At 47.6% G+C, this 20466-nt stretch carries 18 protein-coding genes and 1 other annotated feature; of the genes, 6 read left to right on the top strand and 12 right to left on the bottom strand.

Annotated features, from left to right (window positions below; all coding sequences use genetic code 11):
- Window positions 1–670: 670 nt before the first annotated feature.
- A complete protein-coding gene (locus tag BMW94_RS13735; protein WP_090999160.1) occupies window positions 671–1081 on the top strand; it encodes a sensory rhodopsin transducer in 411 nt (136 codons plus the stop codon).
- Window positions 1082–1154: 73 nt separating this feature from the next.
- Here the strand turns inward: BMW94_RS13735 and BMW94_RS13730 are convergent, their stop codons facing one another.
- The 5 genes from BMW94_RS13730 to BMW94_RS13710 form a co-directional block, all read right to left on the bottom strand.
- On the bottom strand, window positions 1155–2312 hold the full coding sequence (locus tag BMW94_RS13730) for a Ger(x)C family spore germination protein (RefSeq protein ID WP_090999158.1): 1158 nt from the start codon (window positions 2310–2312) through the stop codon (window positions 1155–1157).
- Window positions 2309–3778: a spore germination protein gene (locus BMW94_RS13725; RefSeq protein WP_090999156.1), complete on the bottom strand. Its 1470-nt coding sequence runs from the start codon at window positions 3776–3778 to the stop codon at window positions 2309–2311. Before BMW94_RS13725 ends, BMW94_RS13730 begins: the two co-directional genes overlap by 4 nt.
- Window positions 3759–4865, bottom strand: a complete 1107-nt coding sequence (locus BMW94_RS13720) for a GerAB/ArcD/ProY family transporter (RefSeq protein ID WP_090999154.1) — start codon at window positions 4863–4865, stop codon at window positions 3759–3761. The genes BMW94_RS13725 and BMW94_RS13720 overlap by 20 nt, the downstream gene beginning before the upstream one ends.
- Before the next feature lie 69 nt (window positions 4866–4934).
- A complete protein-coding gene (trpS, locus tag BMW94_RS13715) occupies window positions 4935–5927 on the bottom strand; it encodes a tryptophan--tRNA ligase (RefSeq protein ID WP_090999152.1) in 993 nt (330 codons plus the stop codon).
- Between the two features lie 382 nt (window positions 5928–6309).
- Window positions 6310–6613: a binding site (T-box leader), on the bottom strand.
- A 27-nt stretch (window positions 6614–6640) separates the two neighbouring features.
- Window positions 6641–7576 carry a DMT family transporter gene (locus tag BMW94_RS13710; RefSeq protein ID WP_090999150.1) on the bottom strand — a complete coding sequence of 312 codons (936 nt, stop codon included), beginning with the start codon at window positions 7574–7576 and terminating at the stop codon, window positions 6641–6643.
- A gap of 133 nt (window positions 7577–7709) precedes the next feature.
- Between BMW94_RS13710 and BMW94_RS13705 the strand changes: the two genes are divergently transcribed.
- Window positions 7710–9104: an aminotransferase-like domain-containing protein gene (locus tag BMW94_RS13705; RefSeq protein ID WP_090999148.1), complete on the top strand. Its 1395-nt coding sequence runs from the start codon at window positions 7710–7712 to the stop codon at window positions 9102–9104.
- Between the two features lie 83 nt (window positions 9105–9187).
- Here BMW94_RS13705 and BMW94_RS13700 read toward each other — a convergent pair whose 3' ends face one another.
- Both BMW94_RS13700 and BMW94_RS13695 read right to left on the bottom strand, forming a co-directional pair.
- Window positions 9188–10507 (bottom strand): glutamate-1-semialdehyde 2,1-aminomutase, encoded by a 1320-nt coding sequence (locus BMW94_RS13700; protein ID WP_090999146.1) that lies wholly within the window; start codon window positions 10505–10507, stop codon window positions 9188–9190.
- 128 nt (window positions 10508–10635) lie between these two features.
- On the bottom strand, window positions 10636–11679 hold the full coding sequence (locus BMW94_RS13695) for an LCP family protein (protein ID WP_090999144.1): 1044 nt from the start codon (window positions 11677–11679) through the stop codon (window positions 10636–10638).
- Between the two features lie 204 nt (window positions 11680–11883).
- On the opposite strand from BMW94_RS13695, the gene BMW94_RS13690 reads away from it, so the two are divergent.
- The 4 genes from BMW94_RS13690 to bcp are packed head-to-tail and all read left to right on the top strand — an operon-like array spanning window position 11884 to window position 15025.
- Window positions 11884–12930 (top strand): ABC transporter ATP-binding protein, encoded by a 1047-nt coding sequence (locus BMW94_RS13690; RefSeq protein ID WP_090999142.1) that lies wholly within the window; start codon window positions 11884–11886, stop codon window positions 12928–12930.
- Window position 12931: 1 nt separating this feature from the next.
- A complete protein-coding gene (locus BMW94_RS13685; protein WP_053779604.1) occupies window positions 12932–13726 on the top strand; it encodes an ABC transporter permease in 795 nt (264 codons plus the stop codon).
- A 13-nt stretch (window positions 13727–13739) separates the two neighbouring features.
- Window positions 13740–14516 (top strand): ABC transporter permease, encoded by a 777-nt coding sequence (locus BMW94_RS13680; RefSeq protein ID WP_175480706.1) that lies wholly within the window; start codon window positions 13740–13742, stop codon window positions 14514–14516.
- Window positions 14517–14560: 44 nt separating this feature from the next.
- Window positions 14561–15025 carry a thioredoxin-dependent thiol peroxidase gene (bcp, locus tag BMW94_RS13675; protein ID WP_090999138.1) on the top strand — a complete coding sequence of 155 codons (465 nt, stop codon included), beginning with the start codon at window positions 14561–14563 and terminating at the stop codon, window positions 15023–15025.
- 94 nt (window positions 15026–15119) lie between these two features.
- Here bcp and BMW94_RS13670 read toward each other — a convergent pair whose 3' ends face one another.
- Genes BMW94_RS13670 through BMW94_RS13650 form a run of 5 tightly spaced genes read right to left on the bottom strand, consistent with a single transcriptional unit; the run spans window position 15120 to window position 20393 of the window.
- Window positions 15120–16247, bottom strand: coding sequence for a GerAB/ArcD/ProY family transporter (locus BMW94_RS13670; RefSeq protein WP_090999136.1), 1128 nt, complete (start codon window positions 16245–16247; stop codon window positions 15120–15122).
- A 43-nt stretch (window positions 16248–16290) separates the two neighbouring features.
- On the bottom strand, window positions 16291–17397 hold the full coding sequence (locus BMW94_RS13665) for a GerAB/ArcD/ProY family transporter (protein ID WP_090999134.1): 1107 nt from the start codon (window positions 17395–17397) through the stop codon (window positions 16291–16293).
- A 21-nt stretch (window positions 17398–17418) separates the two neighbouring features.
- Window positions 17419–17655: a hypothetical protein gene (locus tag BMW94_RS13660; RefSeq protein WP_090999132.1), complete on the bottom strand. Its 237-nt coding sequence runs from the start codon at window positions 17653–17655 to the stop codon at window positions 17419–17421.
- Between the two features lie 5 nt (window positions 17656–17660).
- Window positions 17661–18863, bottom strand: a complete 1203-nt coding sequence (locus tag BMW94_RS13655; protein WP_090999129.1) for a Ger(x)C family spore germination protein — start codon at window positions 18861–18863, stop codon at window positions 17661–17663.
- An 18-nt stretch (window positions 18864–18881) separates the two neighbouring features.
- Complete coding sequence (locus BMW94_RS13650) at window positions 18882–20393, bottom strand: spore germination protein (protein WP_090999127.1); 1512 nt, start codon at window positions 20391–20393, stop codon at window positions 18882–18884.
- Window positions 20394–20466 lie beyond the last annotated feature (73 nt).

The raw sequence follows: 20466 nt of genomic DNA, 5'->3' as shown, positions 1-20466 counted from the left end.
TCGGAGCAGAGGGAGCGAAGCGTCCGCCTTTGGAGCGGGATTTCCCCTGCTGAGGGGGAATGAAAAAGAAATCCCGAGCCAACAGCGGCCCACAGCCCGATCCGCCCACCGAAGCGCCTGCCCCGCGAGTTAGCTTTGTTTTTATTCAGCGAGTTAACAAAGTAACGAGCCTCCCGAAAAGTTGCCCAGCGAACATAGCGAAGGCAATAAGCCTTTAAAAAGCTATGGCGAGCGTTGCAGCGAAGGAGGGCGGAATCGGAGCAGAGGGAGCGAAGCGTCCGCCTTTGGAGCGGGATTTCCCCTGCTGAGGGGGAATGAAAAAGAAATCCCGAGCCAACAGCGGCCCACAGCCCGATCCGCCCACCGAAGCGCCTGCCCCGCGATCCGCCTTTTTATTCAGCGAGTTAACGAAGTAACGAGCATCACCAAAAGTTGCCCAGCGAATATAGCGAAGGCAATAAGCCTTTAAAAAGCCAAGGCGAGCGTTGCAGCGGAGGAGGGCGGAATCGGAGCAGAGGGAGCGAAGCGTCCGCCTTTGGAGCGGGATTTCCCCTGCTGAGGGGGAATGAAAGAAATCCCGAGCCAACAGCGGCCCACAGCCCGATCCGCCCACCGAAGCGCCTGCCCCGCGCGTTTAACTAATTATTGCCTTAGCAAAGGAGAAATTATTATGGCACAGGATCAGACGAACACTTCAGCACATAAAACATCTTCCACTGCGACAGGTCACACCTACTGGGTGATCCCTGATGGTTATATTCCACCGGACAGCTCGGGCTCACTGGAGAGTCACGAGAGCATCTGTGTGCTAAATACAGGCACAGTGGATGCACAGCTGCAAATAACGATTTATTTTGAAGATAGAGAACCGCTCGAAGATATCGTGGCCGAGGTGCCTGCGCGGAGAACAAAGCATATCCGAACAGCGTCGCTGAGATCGGGTGAACAGCTTATCCCTCCGGGAGTACCCTATGCCATTACCGTCTCCAGCAACGTTCCTGTTATCGTCCAGTACAGTCGTCTGGATACAACACAGCCGGAACTGGCACTTATGAGTGTTATGGCGTTTCCACTGGGATAACATGTTAATCATAAAATGAAAAGACGATCCGTAACCTTGCATGAACTGCAGGGCAGGTGATCGTCTTTTTGCATTACTCATCGTATTTATACGTACTGGCATTGAGGATTTTCACATGAACCTCCACCTTACCGAGTTTAAACTGCTCAAGTGGATTAGCCCGTTTATTTACCGCCTGTCTCCATAAGGGGAGATCATGGCGATACAAATATTCCACAAAACCGTAGGAATCAATCTTGCGTGCTTTGGTTTTCTCAAACGTATTGCGAATTTCGGACTCAATCTGTTTCTCCGCCTCCTTTTCCATAACATGGGGAGGCCGGTGAGAGTTATGATCCTCGACGATGGCGCTTATAACCGACGTAACCAGGTCGAAGGTTACACCGTTTCCTTCTTTCCTCGCCTTAATCGTGGTCTTTGGGTGATTAAGCCTAAGCGTCAGCTCCGGCGTTTTGCTCCCGTTGCTGTATACATACAACGGATATTGAAAGACACGGTCATAATTCACGAATCGTGTGCCATCAGCGTCCTTGCCCGTTACCCTGCCTTGATTTTTACCGTTTGTAATGACGTAAAACCCATCCATTCTAATAAGCGGGGGGGCTTTGTCCCCGATATACCAGGTCTCGTTCTGATTGGTAATGGAAGGCAAAAGAACAACTGAAGCAGGCTCCCGAAATCCGTCAAGGAGCTGATGAAGCCGGATGGGTTCATAACCGGAATGTTGCTTATACAGCTTCATCGGTTCAAACAGCTCGATGGTCTGGGCGGATTGGTTCAGCAGGGCAGAGGGAGCGAGTACATCTGTAATGTTACGCTCTGTACCGTAGAGCCAGGGGGTATATCTCAGTTGGCCTGAATGCAACAGTGTATTAAAGACATCCTCCAGCCGTCCATTCAACACATTTTTGGATAAAACAATCGCTTTTACATGGGTCCACAGCGTTTGTTGCTGAGAAGTTTGATATAGGTTATCAATAGCCATACTCAGTGTAGAACCCTCACCCCGTCCGATCCAGATATCACTTGCTTGCCGTGAAGTGGGCCCTTCCTGCTTGGCAATACTGGAGAAATCAATGAGTTGAGCGTAAGCAATATAGTGGTTGTCCACATAGTCTATCCCAACAGCCGTGATAAAGTTAATGCTCTGAACCTCTTTGGAATCCCAGCACCCGGTCAACAGGATAAAGCAGCTTATGAACAAGCTAACCTTAGCCATCCATCTTGTCACGAGCGTTTCCTCCGGCGAGTGGAATCCTGGGTATGGAGTACGGCCGGGCGTTTGGTACGTTTCATGGAAGGGGGCATGGATACGGCTTGGGTGAAGTCGCCCGGAATATACGGAGAGACGGGTGACAGGTATGAGACACCATAACACTCCAAGGATACGAGGTGCACCAGCAGACCAAGTAGTCCAATGATAAAACCGAATAACCCGAGAATGGAAGAAATGACTAGCATCCCAATCCGAACATGGGCAGTAGCCCCACTGAGCACGGTATTTACCAATATATAGCTGGAGATCACCGAGATCGCCACCGTGACAATGATCGTGGGGGACGTAATTCCTGCTCGAATAGCTGCATCTCCGATAATAAGCCCGCCGACCACGCTGACGGTCTGTCCCAAGGCTCGTGGGAGTCGGCGGCCGGCTTCATTAAATAGCTCAAACATAAATATCATTAAAAATGCTTCCAGCGTTACTGGCATAGGTAGACCCATTCGGGTACCTGAAATGGTTGCGAGCAGAGGTAATGGGATTTGCTCCACATTAAAGCTGGTCAGCCCGATATAAAATGCAGGAAAGAAGCAGGCAATCAGTAATCCCGAAATGCGTAAAATTCGCTCAAAAGTAACGATGAAAAAAGGGGTACTCTCGTCTTCCGGCGATTTTAGCTGGTTAAACAGAGTGGTTGGAGCGATAATGGCTACCGGTGAACCTTCAATGAGAACCGCAAATCGCCCATTTAAAAGGGAGTCCACGACATAATCCGGTCGCTCCGTATTATCCGTGAGCGGAAAGATGCTGCGAATTCCCCCCATAATGGCACGTTCCATAATAGAGGTACCAAGAAGGCCATCGATTTCAATTTGGTCGAGATTCTGGCGTGCTTCTTTTAGAATATCCGGGTTAATGATGTCTTTGACATATAACAGAGCAATAGAGGTCTGGGTACGACCACCTTTAACATATTTTTCATAACACATGGAAGAGGTTTTCATTCGTTTGCGAATGAGGCCGATATTCACGGACAGCTCTTCAGTGAACCCATCCCGAGGCCCTTTAATCGATGACTCGATCGCCGACTCCTCAGGGGTTCTTCCTGGTATACTCGCGATATCTAGACTGCAGGATTGATCACCATTTCCGAAAATGAGCAGTAATTGTCCGCTGAAAATCAACAGATTTAGATTCTCTGTATCTGTGAGATCATCTACCGGATTCAAGGTTAACCCCAATTCTTTGGGATGTGCTTCTTCTACATGTAGAGAATGCTGTTCCAGCCGTGGGATAATAAACTGATTGATTTGTTTGCCATCGACCAAACCGTCGCAGTATATCATAATCACCGACATATCGGTTTCATCTTTGGCAGGAAAGGTCTGAATAACAACATCTGCACAGGGATTGAACTGCTCTTCGAAAGAGGCAAGCAGTGTTTCATGGGACGTGGTGTCAATCGTTTGGTTCTCCATGATGTTTCCTCCTCTGGTAGCGTGAACTGATGTATGCAACGGCTGTTGCAACCACCGCTAGTCCGCTCAGATACATGAGATTGAACGGGAATATGTATTGGACAAGCAGCTTTTCGAATGTCATATCATCCAGAGGATACAGCATGGAAAGAATAAATAGGACGCCAAGAGTGGCACAACATATGATCCTTCTGGAGGCGCTCTTAATATTCCAAATTTCTACTACAATATACATGGCCAGACTAATCCGGGTAAAAGAACCGGCGAGCCATTGGTAGATGGAAAAGAAATCAGTCTGGGCAATATATTTGCCCAAGGAGGCAATTCTCCATTCTTCAAAGGCGGGATAGCGCATTTTGGCAGCTTCAAAAGGGTCGAATTCCACGATCGCCCCAATGAGCGGGCCAAGGGTCAGTCCAAGAATAATGAACGCGAGCATCAGGTACTGCCATACACGTATCCGCTTGGAGAGGTGGGGCTGCAAGTACCAGATGAACAGCAGCTCAAACATGCCTGAAAGGCTGTAGACCGTGCCATGAAGTACGGGATGCCAGCCATGTTCTAGCACAGGCAGCAGACGACTGTAATCTTTGTATTGTGTATTAACGATAGCGACATAAAAGCCAAGCAGCACAACCAGGGGCAGGATCAATCCTGCTGTAAATGCCAGAGAACGTATACCTTTATAGGCTGCGTAGGCGCAAAGAGTCATCAGGGCAATGCTTGTAACCAATACGGGTGTCTCCGTCAGGTAATTGGTTTTGGCCCAAGTGGTGGTATCATGCAGAGTGAAGTAGATCACGGACAGAAAAAAGAGGCTGTTTCCCACCCGAAACAGCATGCCCAGAGGCTTGCCAAGATGGGAAGTCAGCCATTCATGCAGGGTTTGGTGCTGGAGAAAACGAGAGACATAGGCAAGCATTAGAGTGAATATAAGATAAGGCCCTGCTGACACCAGAACGGATATCCATGCATCTCTTTTGGCCGAGGACAATAGGGCAGGGATAATCAGGACATGGCTGATCAGGCCGACAGATAACATCATTAACATCATGGCTTGTAAAAAAGAAGGCTGTGTTGGTTTCATGCTGAGGGGACCTCTTTTCCCAATGTACTGTTCTCAGCAGTGTTAACGTGAACAAGCCTTCTCATACCGTCAGTCGAAATAACGTATCCCCATCGCTTCACGAACCTCAAGCATCGTCTCCCGTGCAGCCCGACGGGCCTGACGTGTGCCTTCCACGAGGATTTCTTTTACTTCATGTCCACGTTGTTCATAATAATTTCGCCGTTCACGGAAAGGAGAGAGCAGTTCGTTAATTGCAGTGCCTGCCATCTTCTTGCAATCCTTGCATCCAATGGTGCCGTCACTGCAGCTCGCATGAATCTCAGCGGCCTCATCTTTTCGAAACAGCTGGTGATAGGCAAATACCGGACAAATATCCGGATGCCCCGGGTCAGAACGATGAATGCGGGCAGGATCGGTTTTTGCCTTGGACAGCTTGGCATACACATCATCAGGATGGGCATTCAACGAGATGGCGTTGCCCATACTTTTGCTCATTTTGCCCACGCCATCCAGTCCACCCAGCCGTTCTCCGATCAGAATACGTGGTTCAGGCAGAACTGGGGCATATAATTCATTGAACCTGCGGACCAGCTTCCGCGCTGTTTCGATATGTGGGATCTGGTCTTCTCCCGCCGGAACAAGGGTTGCTTTGCAGAACGCAATATCCGCAGCCTGACTGACAGGATAACCGAGAAATCCGTAATAGAGATCCGTATAGCCACGGTCACGCGCTTCGTTTTTAATCGTGGGATTATGCCGAAGGCTGTTCACCGTGATAAACATGGAGAAAATGACCGTCAGCTCGGCAATTTCCGGAATCATCGACTGGATGAACAGAGTCGCTTTATTGGGGTCTATACCTACGGCAAGATAATCAAGTGTCACTTGATGCACGCTGTCTGCAATCAGCCCAGGTTGATCATAGTGGGTCGTAAGCGCCTGTACATCAGCCAGTAAAATATACGTTTTGTACTCATCCTGCAATTGCACCCGACTGCGCAGGCTGCCCACGTAATGGCCGAGATGAAGCTGTCCGGTTGTCCGGTCTCCGGTTAAAATAATATCTTTGTTCTTGTTCATGGTTCATTCTCCTTTGATGTTGTGATTTGTCGATCCTTAATTGCTGACGCCACCAGCCGTCTTCCACGACCATCACCTCCTTTCAGCCTGCATCTTTCTCAGTCGAACTAAAGATTATTTACACTTGTCACTTGGATGACAGAACAACCTTCCGATCGCTGTTATCCCCTGATTTTTTGATACACTTTTACAAAGGTGAAAATCTGGGGATAAGCGTATGCTCCCGATGTAGCTTTCTTACAGAAAGCTTTTAGGCGAACACTCCGCTTCTTCAGGTTATTTCTGTCCTCTCCGTTCTTGTGTAAATGTTGAGTTGTACTAATAAAGAAATTAAATCAAAAAAAGCCTCGTCCTTCATCCTGTTTCCCAGACGGGAACAGAATAGAAGGACGAAGCTTATGCTTCGCGGTGCCACCTTAATTGGCCGCTGGTTGCGGCCCACTTGAGGAATACGGATAAAATATATGCGGGAAGCCCACATATGCCTTATCGATATCCTGTTCATGGATAACGGCTGAACATGCCGCCTTGCCTACTGACGATCCGCGCTCCTGAGTCAGGTGGCAGAACGGGTTCAACTCGGAACTCCGAAGCCCATTTCCACATGACCGATACACCTGCTCACACCATCCGCCGGCTCTCTGAGGTATCTAATCCTGTGTACTTCTCTTCATCATGGTTGATAACGTCCGTTTACAATTTTTCACATTGTATCACGCCTGATCTGGTTTGACCAGCCCACGTTTTCTTCCGCTCATATTGGTGCCAAGTACACCAGCGATGATCAGCAGGGCTCCAACAAAGTGGTATCCATGAATGGGTTCATGCAATATCCACGCTCCGCCAGCAATCGAAATGAGTGTGGACAAATTACTGAATACACTCATTTTGGAAGCTTCCAGATGAGTCAGGGCATAACTCGCCAGCAGCGTGGAGATCATGGTGGAGAGGACGGCCAGATAGGCCAGTGCCCCCAGGTAAGATGCATCTCCAAGTGGCTTCACATAATCCATCATGGTTCCGCTGGACGCATGACGAATCAGGGAAGCTGCATTGAAGACGATAAATCCAACCATCAGGGTCACCCAGGTCAATTCCATCGGTTTATATTTCTGCGCCAAGGGTCTTGCCAACACACCATAACCTGCAAAACACACCGTGGAGAGCAGCAGTAAAGCAATACCTTTAAAGTTTCCTGCCGACATCCCGCTCCCTTTCATCATAAAAATAAAGATTACACCCGCCACGGACAACAGCAGGAACAGTTTTTGCAACATGGATGTGCGTTCCTTTAAAAAGATAGAGGCTAATACAAGTGTGAATACAGGGGCCATCGCCTGAATAATCCCTGCTTCCGATGAGTTGGACGTGACTAGTCCGAATGCCTGAAAGGCAAAGAACAAAACAGGAGAGAGCAGTCCTAACGGAATGATCCGCCACAGATCACGAAGGGTTAGCTTGATCTTGATCCATCCAAAAATGACAGGGATGCTGACTACAAGTAACGACAAGGCAAAACGGTGTGCCAATACATCAATTGGATGTGCAACACTCACCGTCATTTTGACAAATAAAAAGGATAAACCAATAATGGATGCATATAACACAGCTGCTACATATGCGTATGTTCTAGTTTGAGTATTGTTCATAAGGTTTCCTCCAATGTGTGCGATCTGACCTTATTCAATATACTGCCAGACCAATAGTGGTACAATAGACAAAAACATTTACTGTACCGGTACACTTAAGGCAATACTGAAGTCGGAGGAGAGGCAGAATCCAATGAGAAAATACGAAATTATCGCCGAATCACTGAAGCAATGGATTCAGGACCAATTGCGGCAGCAGAACAGTGGACAATGGCAGGATAAAGGCATCAAACTGCCGGCTGTACGTGTTCTCGCTGAGCAATATCAATGTAGTGTGAGTACAGCCATACGTGCGTATGAGTGGCTGGAAGAGCGGCATCTGGTCTACGCGGTGCCTCAGTCCGGGTATTATGCGGTACAGAATGGAGCCGAAGTGGAGGATGGGGAGTGGCAGGGACCGCTGGATTTTGCCTCCGCAGCTCCTGATCCGCGAGTATTCCCATATTCCGATTTTCGCCATTGTGTGGATCAGGCAATGGAGAAGAAACAGGCGGACTTGTTTTTGTATGGAACCGAGAGAGGTTTGCCATCATTAATTGAATTGTTGCAGAAGCAATTCGTCGATTATCAGGTGTTTGCCCGGAAGGAGCAGTTCTTTATTACGTCAGGGGTACAGCAGGCCCTTGCTGTGCTGGCGCTAATGCCTTTTCCGAATGGGAAAAAACAGGTGATGCTGGAACTGCCGGGTTATCATAATATGCCTTCGCTTCTACAAGGGCTGAATGTACCCATTGCAGGTGTCAGACGCTCTCTGGAGGGCCTGGATTGGGAAGCCCTCGAACGACAGTTCCGCGAAGGAGATATCAAATTTTTTTATGTCATGCCGCGTTTTCACAACCCGATTGGCACTTCCCTGACGGCAGCTGAGAAGAAAAAATTAATCCGCCTGGCGCAGCGTTACGATGTCTATCTGGTAGAGGATGATTTCTTGGCTGATCTGGAAGAGAACACGAAGCAGGACCCGTTATGGTCGTATGATACGGAAGGTCGAGTCATTTATCTGAAAAGTTACTCCAAAATCCTGTTTCCCGGCCTGCGGATTGGCGTAGCTATTCTGCCTGCAAGTCTTACTGCATCGTTTAGTAAATACAAAAAAATGCTCGACATTGACACTGCCGTACTATCTCAGGCAGCACTTGAGGTCTACATCCGTAACGGGATGTTTGCTCACCATGGCAAAGTCATCCGCAGCCGCTATGCTGCCCGGATGAACAAGTTGTATAAACAGCTCAATGCCTATCCGGACTTTGCTCCATTTGTGAATGCACCGCGCACTGGAGGGGAGCATACGGTTCTGCCACTGCCTAAGGATATGCCGCTCAGGGTCTTGCTGTCCCGGTTGGATCAACGGGGAGTCATTGCCGATACAACAGAACGATATTATCCGGAAGGTGCGCAGGAGATGCATCAGGATAAAATGCTGCGGTTAAACATATCCAATGTACCGAAGCAACGGATCAAGGAAGGGCTGTGGATTATCCGTGAGGAGATAGCGAAACTGCAAAAGGCGTCCACACAAGCGGATTAATCGCTTGTGGGACGCCTTTATTTCATGTGAAGGTGATTAATTTCAGTAACATGCTATGCTGCGACGTGTGAATTGTTAGAGGTTTACGCCTGAGCCATAGCTTTGAAGGAAGCTTCTGCGGCTTCGAGTGTTTCCGCAACATCCTTGTCCGTATGTGCAGTAGTCAGGAACCAGGCTTCATATTTGGAAGGAGCCAGATTAATGCCACGATTCAGCATATGACGGAAGAAGGAAGCGAACAGTTCCCCATCGGTATCCTGCGCTTGATCATAGTTCGTAATTGGATGGTCACAGAAGTGGGTGGAGAAGGCGCCACGAATTCGGTTAATGGTTAACGCAATGCCATGACGATCCGCAGAAGCCTGAAGGCCTGTTGTCAGATCAATCGCAAGACGTTCCATCTCTTCATATACACCTTCGCCTTGCAGAACTTCCAGACAAGCGATACCCGCAGAGATAGACGCAGGGTTACCAGCCATCGTTCCGGCTTGATAGGCAGGGCCGAGTGGAGCAACCTGCTCCATAACCTGTTTACGACCGCCGTAAGCACCGATGGGAAGACCGCCGCCGATAATTTTGCCAAGTGCAGTCAGATCCGGTTCGATCTCCGCATGATTGTCCAGTCCAGCGTACGTCTGTGTGGAGCCATAGTGGAAACGGAAGGCTGTAATTACTTCGTCATAAATGACGAGTGAGCCGTTGTCCCGAGTCATGGCACAGAGTCCTTCCAGGAAGCCTGGTTCCGGCATAACCATACCGAAGTTGCCGACAATTGGTTCAACCATGACTGCGGCGACATCATCCCCCCAACGCTCCAGAGCCGCTTTCAGGCTGTCCAGATCGTTGAAAGGTACCGTGATAACTTCGTGTGCAATACTCGTTGGAATGCCTGCACTATCAGGAATACCCAGCGTGGAAGGCCCCGAACCTGCTGCCACAAGGACCAGGTCAGAGTGACCATGGTAACATCCGGCGAATTTCACGATTTTATTACGTTTGGTGTAAGCGCGGGCAACCCGGATGGTGGTCATGACCGCTTCTGTACCGGAGTTTACAAAACGCACCTTGTCCATTGAAGGAATGGCTTCTTTTAGCATTTTGGCGAGCTTGATCTCAAGTTCTGTAGGCGTGCCGTACAGCACACCATTGGCTGCTGCCTCGGTAATCGCCTGGGTAATATGAGGGTGAGCATGTCCTGTAACAATCGGGCCGTACGCTGCGAGATAATCGATATAACGGTTGTCATCGACATCCCAGAAGTGCGCACCTTGCGCCTTTTTCATAAATACAGGTGCACCGCCACCAACGGCTTTGAACGAGCGTGAAGGGCTGTTAACACCCCCTACAATATGTTCAAGTGCTTCTGCGTATAGGAGTTCGGAACGGGAACGTGATGGTTTCATAAGCTAACTTCCTTTCATAATTCAAAAATAATAAAGTAACAAGCTAAAGAAAGATATGATGATCTTCGCATAATGATATAGCCGGGCACAAGGAGAGGGCAGCGTAATGGCTGCCCTCTGCGTTTACATTACTGAGCCGGTTGCTCTGACTTTTGATCGTCACCACTGGCTGTTTTATCTTCGGTGCTGGTTGTACTATCATCCGTTGTAGCAGGGGGATGAATAATATCCTGAATATGCTGCTTCAGTTTCTCTTCATTCGTAACCGTCAATACTTGTGCTCCGCCTGCTGTACGTTCTTCTTTCAACAGGTTCATTGGCGGAATCTGCTCACTGCCGTTCATGCTGCTCTGGTATCCGAGTCCACCCAGCTTCCACATATCGGAAAGCGTCAGATTCGTATCTACGTAAGGATTAACCTGTTCCAGAATGGCAGGCAGCTTGGCAATCGTTGTCGTTGACTGCATTTTTGCTGTTACGGCTTTCAGTAATTCACGCTGACGCTCGGAACGAGCGAAATCCGACATCGCATCATGACGGAAACGAACGTACATGAGAGCTGTCTCGCCATCCAGATGCTGATATCCTTTTTTGAGATCAATATCGTATTCGTTTTTGTCCGCTTTACTTGTATAGTGCATGTCCTTCTCTACGTCAAAATCCACACCGCCAACGGCATCCACCAATTTGATGAATCCTTGGAAATCGGTATACACATAATACTGGACAGGGATACCCAGCAGGTCTCCAGCAGCTTTCATTGCCACGTTGGGACCATGGGTAATGGCAGTATTGATTCTTTCCTTTCCATACCCGTCAATATTGACGTATGTGTCGCGCAGAATGGAGAATAGATTGATTTTTTTGGTGAGTGGGTCAAGCGAAACGACCATCATGCTGTCAGAACGAGGAACTTCCCCCTTCTCCAGCCCTCGGGCATCAACACCCATAACGAGAATATTTACCGTTTCGGTGCCTTCCCATTTCGGAGGATCCGGTGTACTTACTTTTTCAACATTTTCGATACCGGCAAACGGCGAATCATCGCCTTCCTTTTGCAAGCCATTCAACTGATTGAGAATAGAACCGAAATAAAATGCCGCAGTGCCTCCAACAATTAGCACGAAGGCGGCAAGAGAAATCCATATGGTTCTCTTCGTCTTTCTGGTCATGCTAGCTCTCCTTTGTATTCAAAATAAATGAAGATGAGTCCAATTTGATCTAGCCCGGGCTTTCCGCACACGACTTATCTGTGAGATGCAACAGAGGACGCGGCCTCAGACTATTTTTTAAAGCTTGCTGAATTTTGACTGATACTATTATAATTTCTTTTTGGGCTACAAGCAATTTCAACAAAATCCAAGTGAGGTATAATCATGCTGGCGATTGATGTCAAAGATTTACGCAAGTCGTTTAGCGTCCAGAAAAGTCGAGGAGGGCTTAAGGGCGCATTCCAGGATCTGTTTGCACGTCAATACCAGGAGGTCTTGGCTGTAAATGATATTTCATTTCAAATTCCGCAAGGCGAAATATGCGGATATATTGGGGAGAACGGTGCCGGTAAATCAACAACGATTAAGATGTTGACCGGCATTTTGGTGCCTACTTCAGGGCAAATATCGGTTGGTGGATATGTTCCGTATCAGGAACGTGAGAAGTTTGTGCAGAATATTGGTGTCGTATTTGGTCAACGCAGCCAATTATGGTGGGATATCGGTGTTATTGAGTCTTTCCATCTGCTGCGCAAGGTGTATCGAGTAGGTGAGGTCGATTTTCGCAAACGTCTGGATGAACTGGTTGAGCGGTTGCAGCTTCAGGATCTGCTGAACCGTCCTGTTCGTAAGCTCAGTCTTGGACAGCGTATGCGCTGTGAATTGGTCGCTGCGCTGCTGCACAATCCGGATATCGTTTTCCTGGATGAGCCGACCATTGGTCTGGATATTGTGGTGAAGTCGGAAATCCGTGAATTCCTGAAGGACATGAATAAGGAACACGGAACAACCATTTTGCTGACAACCCACGATCTGCAGGACATCGAAGCTTTATGCTCAAGAGTTATTATGCTCGATGCGGGCAATATCATCTATGATGGCGGGTTGGATCATCTGAAGTCCCAGTGGGGCAAGGAACGGGAAATCCGGTTCAAGTTTGGCACGGGTCATCCCATGGAACAAATGCTGGAATGGACGGCTGCTCTCCCTGTTCGCTGGACGGTGGAGAACGAACTGTCCGCATCGGTCTGGATTCCACTTGAACTCAACGTGTCGGATGTGCTGGGACGTGTCGTAGGACAGGCAGATATTACCGATATTCAGATTATTGAGATTAACACCGATGAGATTGTGCGCAGTATTTACCAATCCGGTTCAGCTGAGCGTCCCGAGATTGTGGGCGCAAAGAACGAAGCGGTGGGTGTATCCTAACATGAATAGTGCTTTTTTTGATTTTATGCGCATCCGGTTCCTGACGATGCTTGCATACCGGGTGAATTATTATTCCGGCATTTTGATATATACGCTGAATATCGGCGTGTATTACTTTACGTGGCAAGCCATTTACGGCAGTAGTGGTGAACTGGGCGGTTTTACGGCAGCTCAGATGACGACATATGTGGCCGTATCGTGGATGGCGCGTGCATTTTATTTTAACAACCTGGACCGGGAAATAGCCGCGGACATTCGGGATGGCTCCATTGCCATTCAATTCATAAGACCGATCAACTATGTCATGGTCAAAATGATGCAGGGTCTGGGCGAAGGTATTTTCCGTTTCCTGCTGCTCATGATTCCTGGCATGCTCATTGCCATTCTGTTGTTCCCGGTTGAACTGCCCACGGCGCCGTCTGCGTGGATTGGCTTTCTGGTCATGCTGTTCTTCAGTTTCCTCATTAACTCCCAGATTAATGTCATTACGGGATTGGCGGCATTCTTTGTGGAAAACAATGAAGGCATGATGCGCATGAAACGCGTCGTGGTTGATCTGTTCTCCGGTCTGATCATTCCAATCAGCCTCTATCCCGGCTGGATGTCCGCAGTGATGAAGGTATTGCCTTTTCAGGCCATTACGTATCTGCCTGGCTCGGTTTTCACCGGCAGAGTGGAAGGCACAGGCATCTGGAGCGTACTCGGCATTCAGGTGTTCTGGTTTGTCATACTGCTCATTCCGATGATGCTGATCTGGCGTCAGGCGCGCAAGCGTCTGTTCGTGCAAGGAGGATAACAGAGTGTACTATATGGGTCTGATCTGGGAATATTTAAAAAATTACATGAAAACACGTCTCACGTACCGCGCCGATTTTTGGGTTGAAATCCTTTCGGATTTGCTGTTCCAGGCAACCAATCTGATCTTTATCTTTGTGGTTTTCCGACATACGGATAATTTGGGCGGCTGGAGTGAGAGTGAAGTCCTTTTTGTTTATGGATATTTTATGGTGCCTTACGGCATCTTCAGTTGCTTTATCAATCTGTGGGGGTTCAGTGAACGGTATATTGTCAAAGGCGAGATGGATCGCATATTAACACGACCTGCGCATAACCTGTTCCAGATTTTACTTGAAAATGTGGACCCGCCTGCACTCGTTGGTTCGTTTATCGGTCTGATCATTATGGTCATCAGCGGTGCGGAGATGGGACTTGTGCTGGAGTGGTGGCATATTCCGGCCCTGATTATTCTTACTATTAGTTCAGTGCTAATCTATGCAGGAATCTATATCACCTTGACGTCGTTATCATTTTATTCGGACGCGCCTACAGGTATCCTGCCATTAATGTACAACATTCAGGGATATGGACGTTATCCGGTAACCATCTATAACCGTGCCATTCAGGTCCTGTTAACGTGGGTGATTCCGTTTGCTTTTGTAGGCATTTATCCGGCAGCCCTGTTCCTGGAACGATCCGAGATGCATCGTATGGCGATGCTGACACCTGTAGTGGGATTGGTGTTTGGCTCCATCGGTCTTCTGCTATGGAATTATGGCGTGAAGAAGTATCGCGGAGCAGGATCATAAGAGAAGCCCATTGAAAGTATAGAGGAGACAAAGGAGGAAATGAGATGACATTAACCGAAGGCAAGCTGGCACCAGACTTTGAACTTCCATCCAGTACGGGAGAGACGGTGAAGCTCTCCGATTATCGCGGACAGCGGGTGCTCATATATTTTTACCCGAAGGATATGACCTCTTCTTGCACACAGCAGGCATGTGATTTCCGTGATCGTCATGAGGAGTTCAAGGGGTTAAATACTGTTATTCTGGGAATTAGTACTGATCCGATGAAGCAGCATGACAAATTCATTGCGAAATACGGCTTGCCATTCATCCTGTTATCCGACGAAGAACATCAGGTTGCCGAGCAATACGGCGTATGGCAGCTCAAAAAGATGTATGGCAAGGAATACATGGGCATGGTACGCTCCACGTTTCTCATTGACGAAGAGGGTATTCTGCTGAAGTCGTGGTTGAAGGTGCGAGTGAAAGGACATATTGAGGCAGCGTTGGAGGCTTTACAGCAACTTTAGGAAGGTAAACGTGTCTGTTCCCTATACCACACGAAAAATGTTTACTTAACAATAAAGGCTGTGTTCGCGGATATTACCGTGAAGCACAGCCTTTTTATGTGGGTAAGCGTTCCGGATGGGTCTGAATTTTCTTATTCTTGCGAAAGCGGATGCGATGAACAAGTAAGAGCAACAGAGGGATAATAAAACTGCAAGTAATGTCCCAATCCACCCATACAGGCATGATGGTTTCAATATAAAAAATGACATTGGGGGAAATCAGGATAGACAGTGCAAACATGAGCAAGGATGAAGGAAGAATGAGTGGTTTGTATGTTTTCATCCGAAACAACTGAGCTAGTCCGATAACAAAAGCGAACATATACAGCAAGCTTTTGAAATAGGTCGCAATTAACCAGGCAGTAGCCATGAAGGCTTCAATACGCTCAAAAAAGTTGCCGATATTAATTTTTTGAGACAGGGTATAGGAAATGAAAATATTATGTTGGGTTAGGAAAGGCCCCACAACCATAAGGGAAATCAATAGAAGCACACATAGAAGCAAACCTCCGCATAAAGTTGCAAGCAACAGGTCTCGTTTAAGGTGCGGCCCTCGCATTACATAAGGAAGAATCATGGTAAGCACGAGCAGCTCTCCGAAGGAGGTAAATGATCCGCGAATGACGGTTTCAACTAGATGGACCCAGCCAATGCTCAAGAATGGTTGCAAATGTGAGGCGTCTAATTTAGGCAGCAACCCCACGAACAGGAGAGCCATAAAGACAACAACAATAGGGGTTAATAGTTCACTGGTTGCTCCCATGGTCTGCAAGCCTTTCATTAAACCCCAGATCAGGGAACACATGAGCATAATCAAAATGACGCGGATGGGGGTCTGGAGGTAGATTTGAGTCGTCATGAAGTCTCCAACCTCACGGATACAGATGGCAGCGCCTATTGCGAAATAGAACAGATAACCAGCAGACAAGACCGATCCAATCCATGGACCAAGCAATTTCTTGCAAATTTCGATTAAAGATAGCTCAGGGAAGGTTTGGTGCAGTTTGTACAAAATCCAAATGATAAATAGTCCGATAGGCTGGCTGAGGAAAGAGCATATCCATGCATCCTGTTTACCCAAGGTTGTGACCAACGAAGGATAGATCAGAATCATATCCCCAACCATGACAAGAAAGGTAAGCAGGGCAAATTGCCGAATGGTTATTTTTTCTTTGATGGGCATGGGTTCCATACTCCTTCCGACTTAGTTGACTTCAGCCATTCCCTTATCCCGAAGGCTTGTTTTTCCAGCGCTTTTTGAACATGTGCACTAACAGTAACAGCCCTGGCAATATAATGCTCAATGTGGTATCCCAATCTACCCAATAGGGAACGACCGTAATGACGATGAAGGTCAAATTGGGCGAGACCAGATTGGCAAGGCCAAATATAAGAAATGTTGCAGGCAGGATGAGTATCCGATACTGCTTGAGCTTAAATAGCTCGGCACATCCCACAATAAATGCGTACATATACACCATCGCTTTAACATACGTGGAGATGAGCCAGGAAGAAGCCATAATGGCCTCAATACGCTCAAAGAAACCACCGATGCTAATCTTCTGAGATAAAATAAAGGAAGCATAGATGTTGTGCTGTGTTAGGAAAGCACCCAGAACAAGCAGCGAGATCGTAACCAATACAGCCAGCAACAAGTTGCCAAGTCCTGCCGCAACAAGCACATCCCGAGTTCGGTGAGCTTGTTTTAGCGTATAGGGAACAATCATCATAATGGGCACCAGTTCACCTACCGGATATATGATACTGATGAGAATACCCTGTAGGATGGGAACGACGCCGGTATCTGTTGCAGGCTTCAAATTGCTGGGATCAACCTGAGGGAGCAGACAGAATGCAAGCACGAGAATAAACACGATCAGGATAGGCATCAGCAATTCACTGCTTCTCCCCATCGTTTCGAGTCCATGGTATAACCCCCAGCCAACCGTAATGACAAACATCAGAATGATGACGCGAATCGGGGTGTACTGAAAGATTTGGGAGGTGAGGAAATCTCCGACCTCTCGGGTGTGCGTTGAGGCACCTATCACAAAAAAGAAAAGATAAAATAAGGATACAAGACTGCCTGGCCAAAATCCCAGAATGCTTCGTGAAATCTGTACCAGATTTTCCTCGGGATATAGACTGCACAGCTTTAAAAACATGAGCGTAAGTGCCATTCCCAATGGCACCCCGATAAGAGCACATATCCAGGCATCCTGTTTGGCATAGGAAGTGATGACCGAGGGATAGATGAGCATCATATCCCCGACCACCATCATGAAAATGAGAGTGGACAATTGTCTTGTTCCGATGCGACCCTGCTCAAGCATAATGTCCCCTCCTTCTTTATCCTAAGTTCCAGTCAAGTGTGCCAGAAATTGATTTACAGGTTCATAGATCCATATGATGAGATAAAGTGGACTGGGGATCTCCCACAGGTTTGCCGCAAATACACCTAGAAAAGTAGCCAGGATCAGCAAGACACTGTAAACAGCGGTTTCTTTCCATTCCTTGCGACGTATGAGCCCAGGCAGATCGAACCACCCAATGAGCCCTGCGGTCACAATGACACTAAGTGTAAGTAACACCTGTCTCACTCCCTAATTTGATCTTTGAACGAATCATCCAGCGTCCCTACACGTTTGATTTGTACATTGATATCGTAATGGACATCTATATTTTCCAAATAACGATCCCAATCCTTCTCCACCTTTTTAAAGAACTTAGGATCGGCGTGATAGACCTCTTGCCCGAATCCAAAAATATCGACGTGAAACTTGCGCTGTACCGACTTGATGGATTCTTGCATCAGATCTACAAGCCGTTCTTCACTGTCCCGTTCCAGTTCCTTGAGTACTTTCATTGAGCCGATTTTGACTCCACATTCCACGGCCCCTATGGATCCTACATTTTTGATGTCGATGTTGATTACAGGGCGCCCTGCAACAACTTTTGCTTTTCTTTTTGTCGTAGTACGAAGTGTTTTAAATGTCACGTAACCTCCTTTTCGGCAAGGAAGATGACCAATGGTGGATACCACATTGTTTCGAATATAGTTATATCCTTTGGATTCATCCTCCGTTAGCCAGCCAACCAGCTTGTCTCCCTTGAATACGGACAATCCGGTTGAGTTGAGACTGGCAGGAGCCTTAATCGTCCCAATGTTAGCTTGACTTCCACTTTTCTCAGATTGACCAACAACCTCCACACCGGTAATTACAGGCTGTATTCCTGGAGCCAAAATATACTCCATTAATTGATCTCCGGTTACGGTTGTTGTAGGTGACCACGTTTTGGTGGAGACATCCAGTGAATTAAACATCTTCTCGGCAGGTATGTTCTCGAGAGGTGTTAACACGTCAAGTACTTTGGACGCCGTTGTATTTCGTGCAACCATGACGTAATAGTCAGGACGAACCGTAGGTTCGCGCATTAATGCTTCTGTGATATCATAAATGCCCACTTTGCGGGCATACTCCTCGCCAATGACCATCACCCGGATATGCGCCATGAAAATGCGCCGGGGGCTTGACTCTGTCAGCTTCTGAATAGCTTCAAACAGTGTCGGGGCAGAAGCCTGATATTGAGTCACAGGCGTCCCTTTACCTCCCCCTGACTTGGAAGATACTTCATTGGGAACAACAACCTGGGCACTCACCTTGATCATGTCGCCATCCTTGTCCACACCCAGTCCCAGCATAATGCCGAGTTCATTGAGTTCCTGGCGATCCCAGCATCCGGTAAGGAGAGGGAGCAGAACGGCAAAAGATAGTATTAATTGGATCCATTTGTTCATACGCGTTCTCCTTACCGATTATCGCTTCGTTTTTTTGTTCGCCTGTCTGGTTTCGTTCGCAGTTCCAGTAGAGAGCGGACGAGTTTTCATCCGGGTCCAAGGCAAGCGGAAAATGGTATCTTTGAGATCCTTCCCGATGTAAGGTGCGAACGGGGACATGTAAGACACACCAAAAGATCTTAAACTGCATAGATGGGTGACCGTAATCAGTAGAACCATCAGAATCCCGTAGAAACCGAAGGCAGCAGCCAGAATCATCAAAACAAATCGCAGAATACGTACAGAAATGGAGAGTCCATTTTCCGGAATAACATAACTGGATATCGCTGTAATGGATACGATAATAACCATGGCAGCCGATACAACGCCTGCATCTACTGCAGCCTGACCAATAACAAGGGTACCTACGATGGAGACGGCCTGACCGACGGTCTTTGGAATCCGGATGCCGGCTTCCCGCAAAATTTCATAGGTCAGCTCCATTAAGATGGCTTCAATGAATGCCGGGAATGGAACACCTTCACGCTGTGCTGCCAAACTGATAAGCAGGTTGGTAGGCAGCATCTCCTGGTGAAAGGTAGTAATGGCAATATAGAAGGATGGAGCGAGCAGCGCGATAAAGAAAGCCAGATAACGAATCATTCGAATCAATGAGCTAATATCGGCTCGTTGGTAGTAATCCTCGGGAGACTGAAAGAAATGGACAAACAAGGCTGGGACAAGCAGTACGAAAGGCGTGCCGTCTACAATGATCGCAACCCTACCCTCTAGCAGTGCAGCGCATACGGTGTCTGGTCGCTCACTGTTATACACCGTAGGGAAGATCGTACCTGTTTTGTCCTGTACGAGCTCCTCGATATATCCGCTTTCCAGAATAGCGTCAATGTCAATCTCATCAAGCCTGCGCCGCAGTTCTTTGACAACCTCTTGATCGACAATATGCTCCAGGTATACCACGGCTATCCTGGTGTTCGTGACTCGGCCAATCTCCCTTTCCTCAATCCAGAGATGAGGGTCTCGAATTCGTTTGCGGATTAACCCTGTATTTGTACGCAAATTTTCATTAAAGCCTTCCATGGGTCCTCGAACAACCGTCTGGGAGATCGGTTCACCGACAGCACGATCTTCCCATCCTGCTGCTGCAATTTTCAGGCCCTGATTGGAACCTTCTAGGAGCACTACGGCAAAGCCCGCCAGAAGGGCATCAAGAACGTCTTTCATCTCATTGATTAATATCACATTGCTGGCCGTCAGCACGTCATTCTGGAGGTAGATCAGATGTTCATTATCTTCCGAAAATTCAGGTATCTCTCGGGTTTGTAACAAGGATTCCAGGATGGAATGATTGATGATCTGTACATCCACCATTCCATCGATGTACAACATGACAGAAGGCCATTTGTGCAGACATTGCAGTGGACGAACCATCAAGTCTTTGCTATTCCCCATCACTTTGTTGCAGTAATCTATATTTTCCTTAAGATTCGGAGATATTCTCTGATCCTGACTGCTCTGCGATGCTGTACTCATTCCTTCACCCCTTATACACCCTATATTTGCAAATTAGTATGACCTGGATGAATCAGGATTATCACAAAAGTGT

The sequence above is a fragment of the Paenibacillus sp. OK003 genome (assembly GCF_900109515.1).
GTDB classification, from domain to species: Bacteria; Bacillota; Bacilli; order Paenibacillales; family Paenibacillaceae; genus Paenibacillus; species Paenibacillus marchantiae.
Note: the sequence above shows the minus strand (reverse complement) of the source record. Positions and strands in the feature narration are given on the sequence as shown.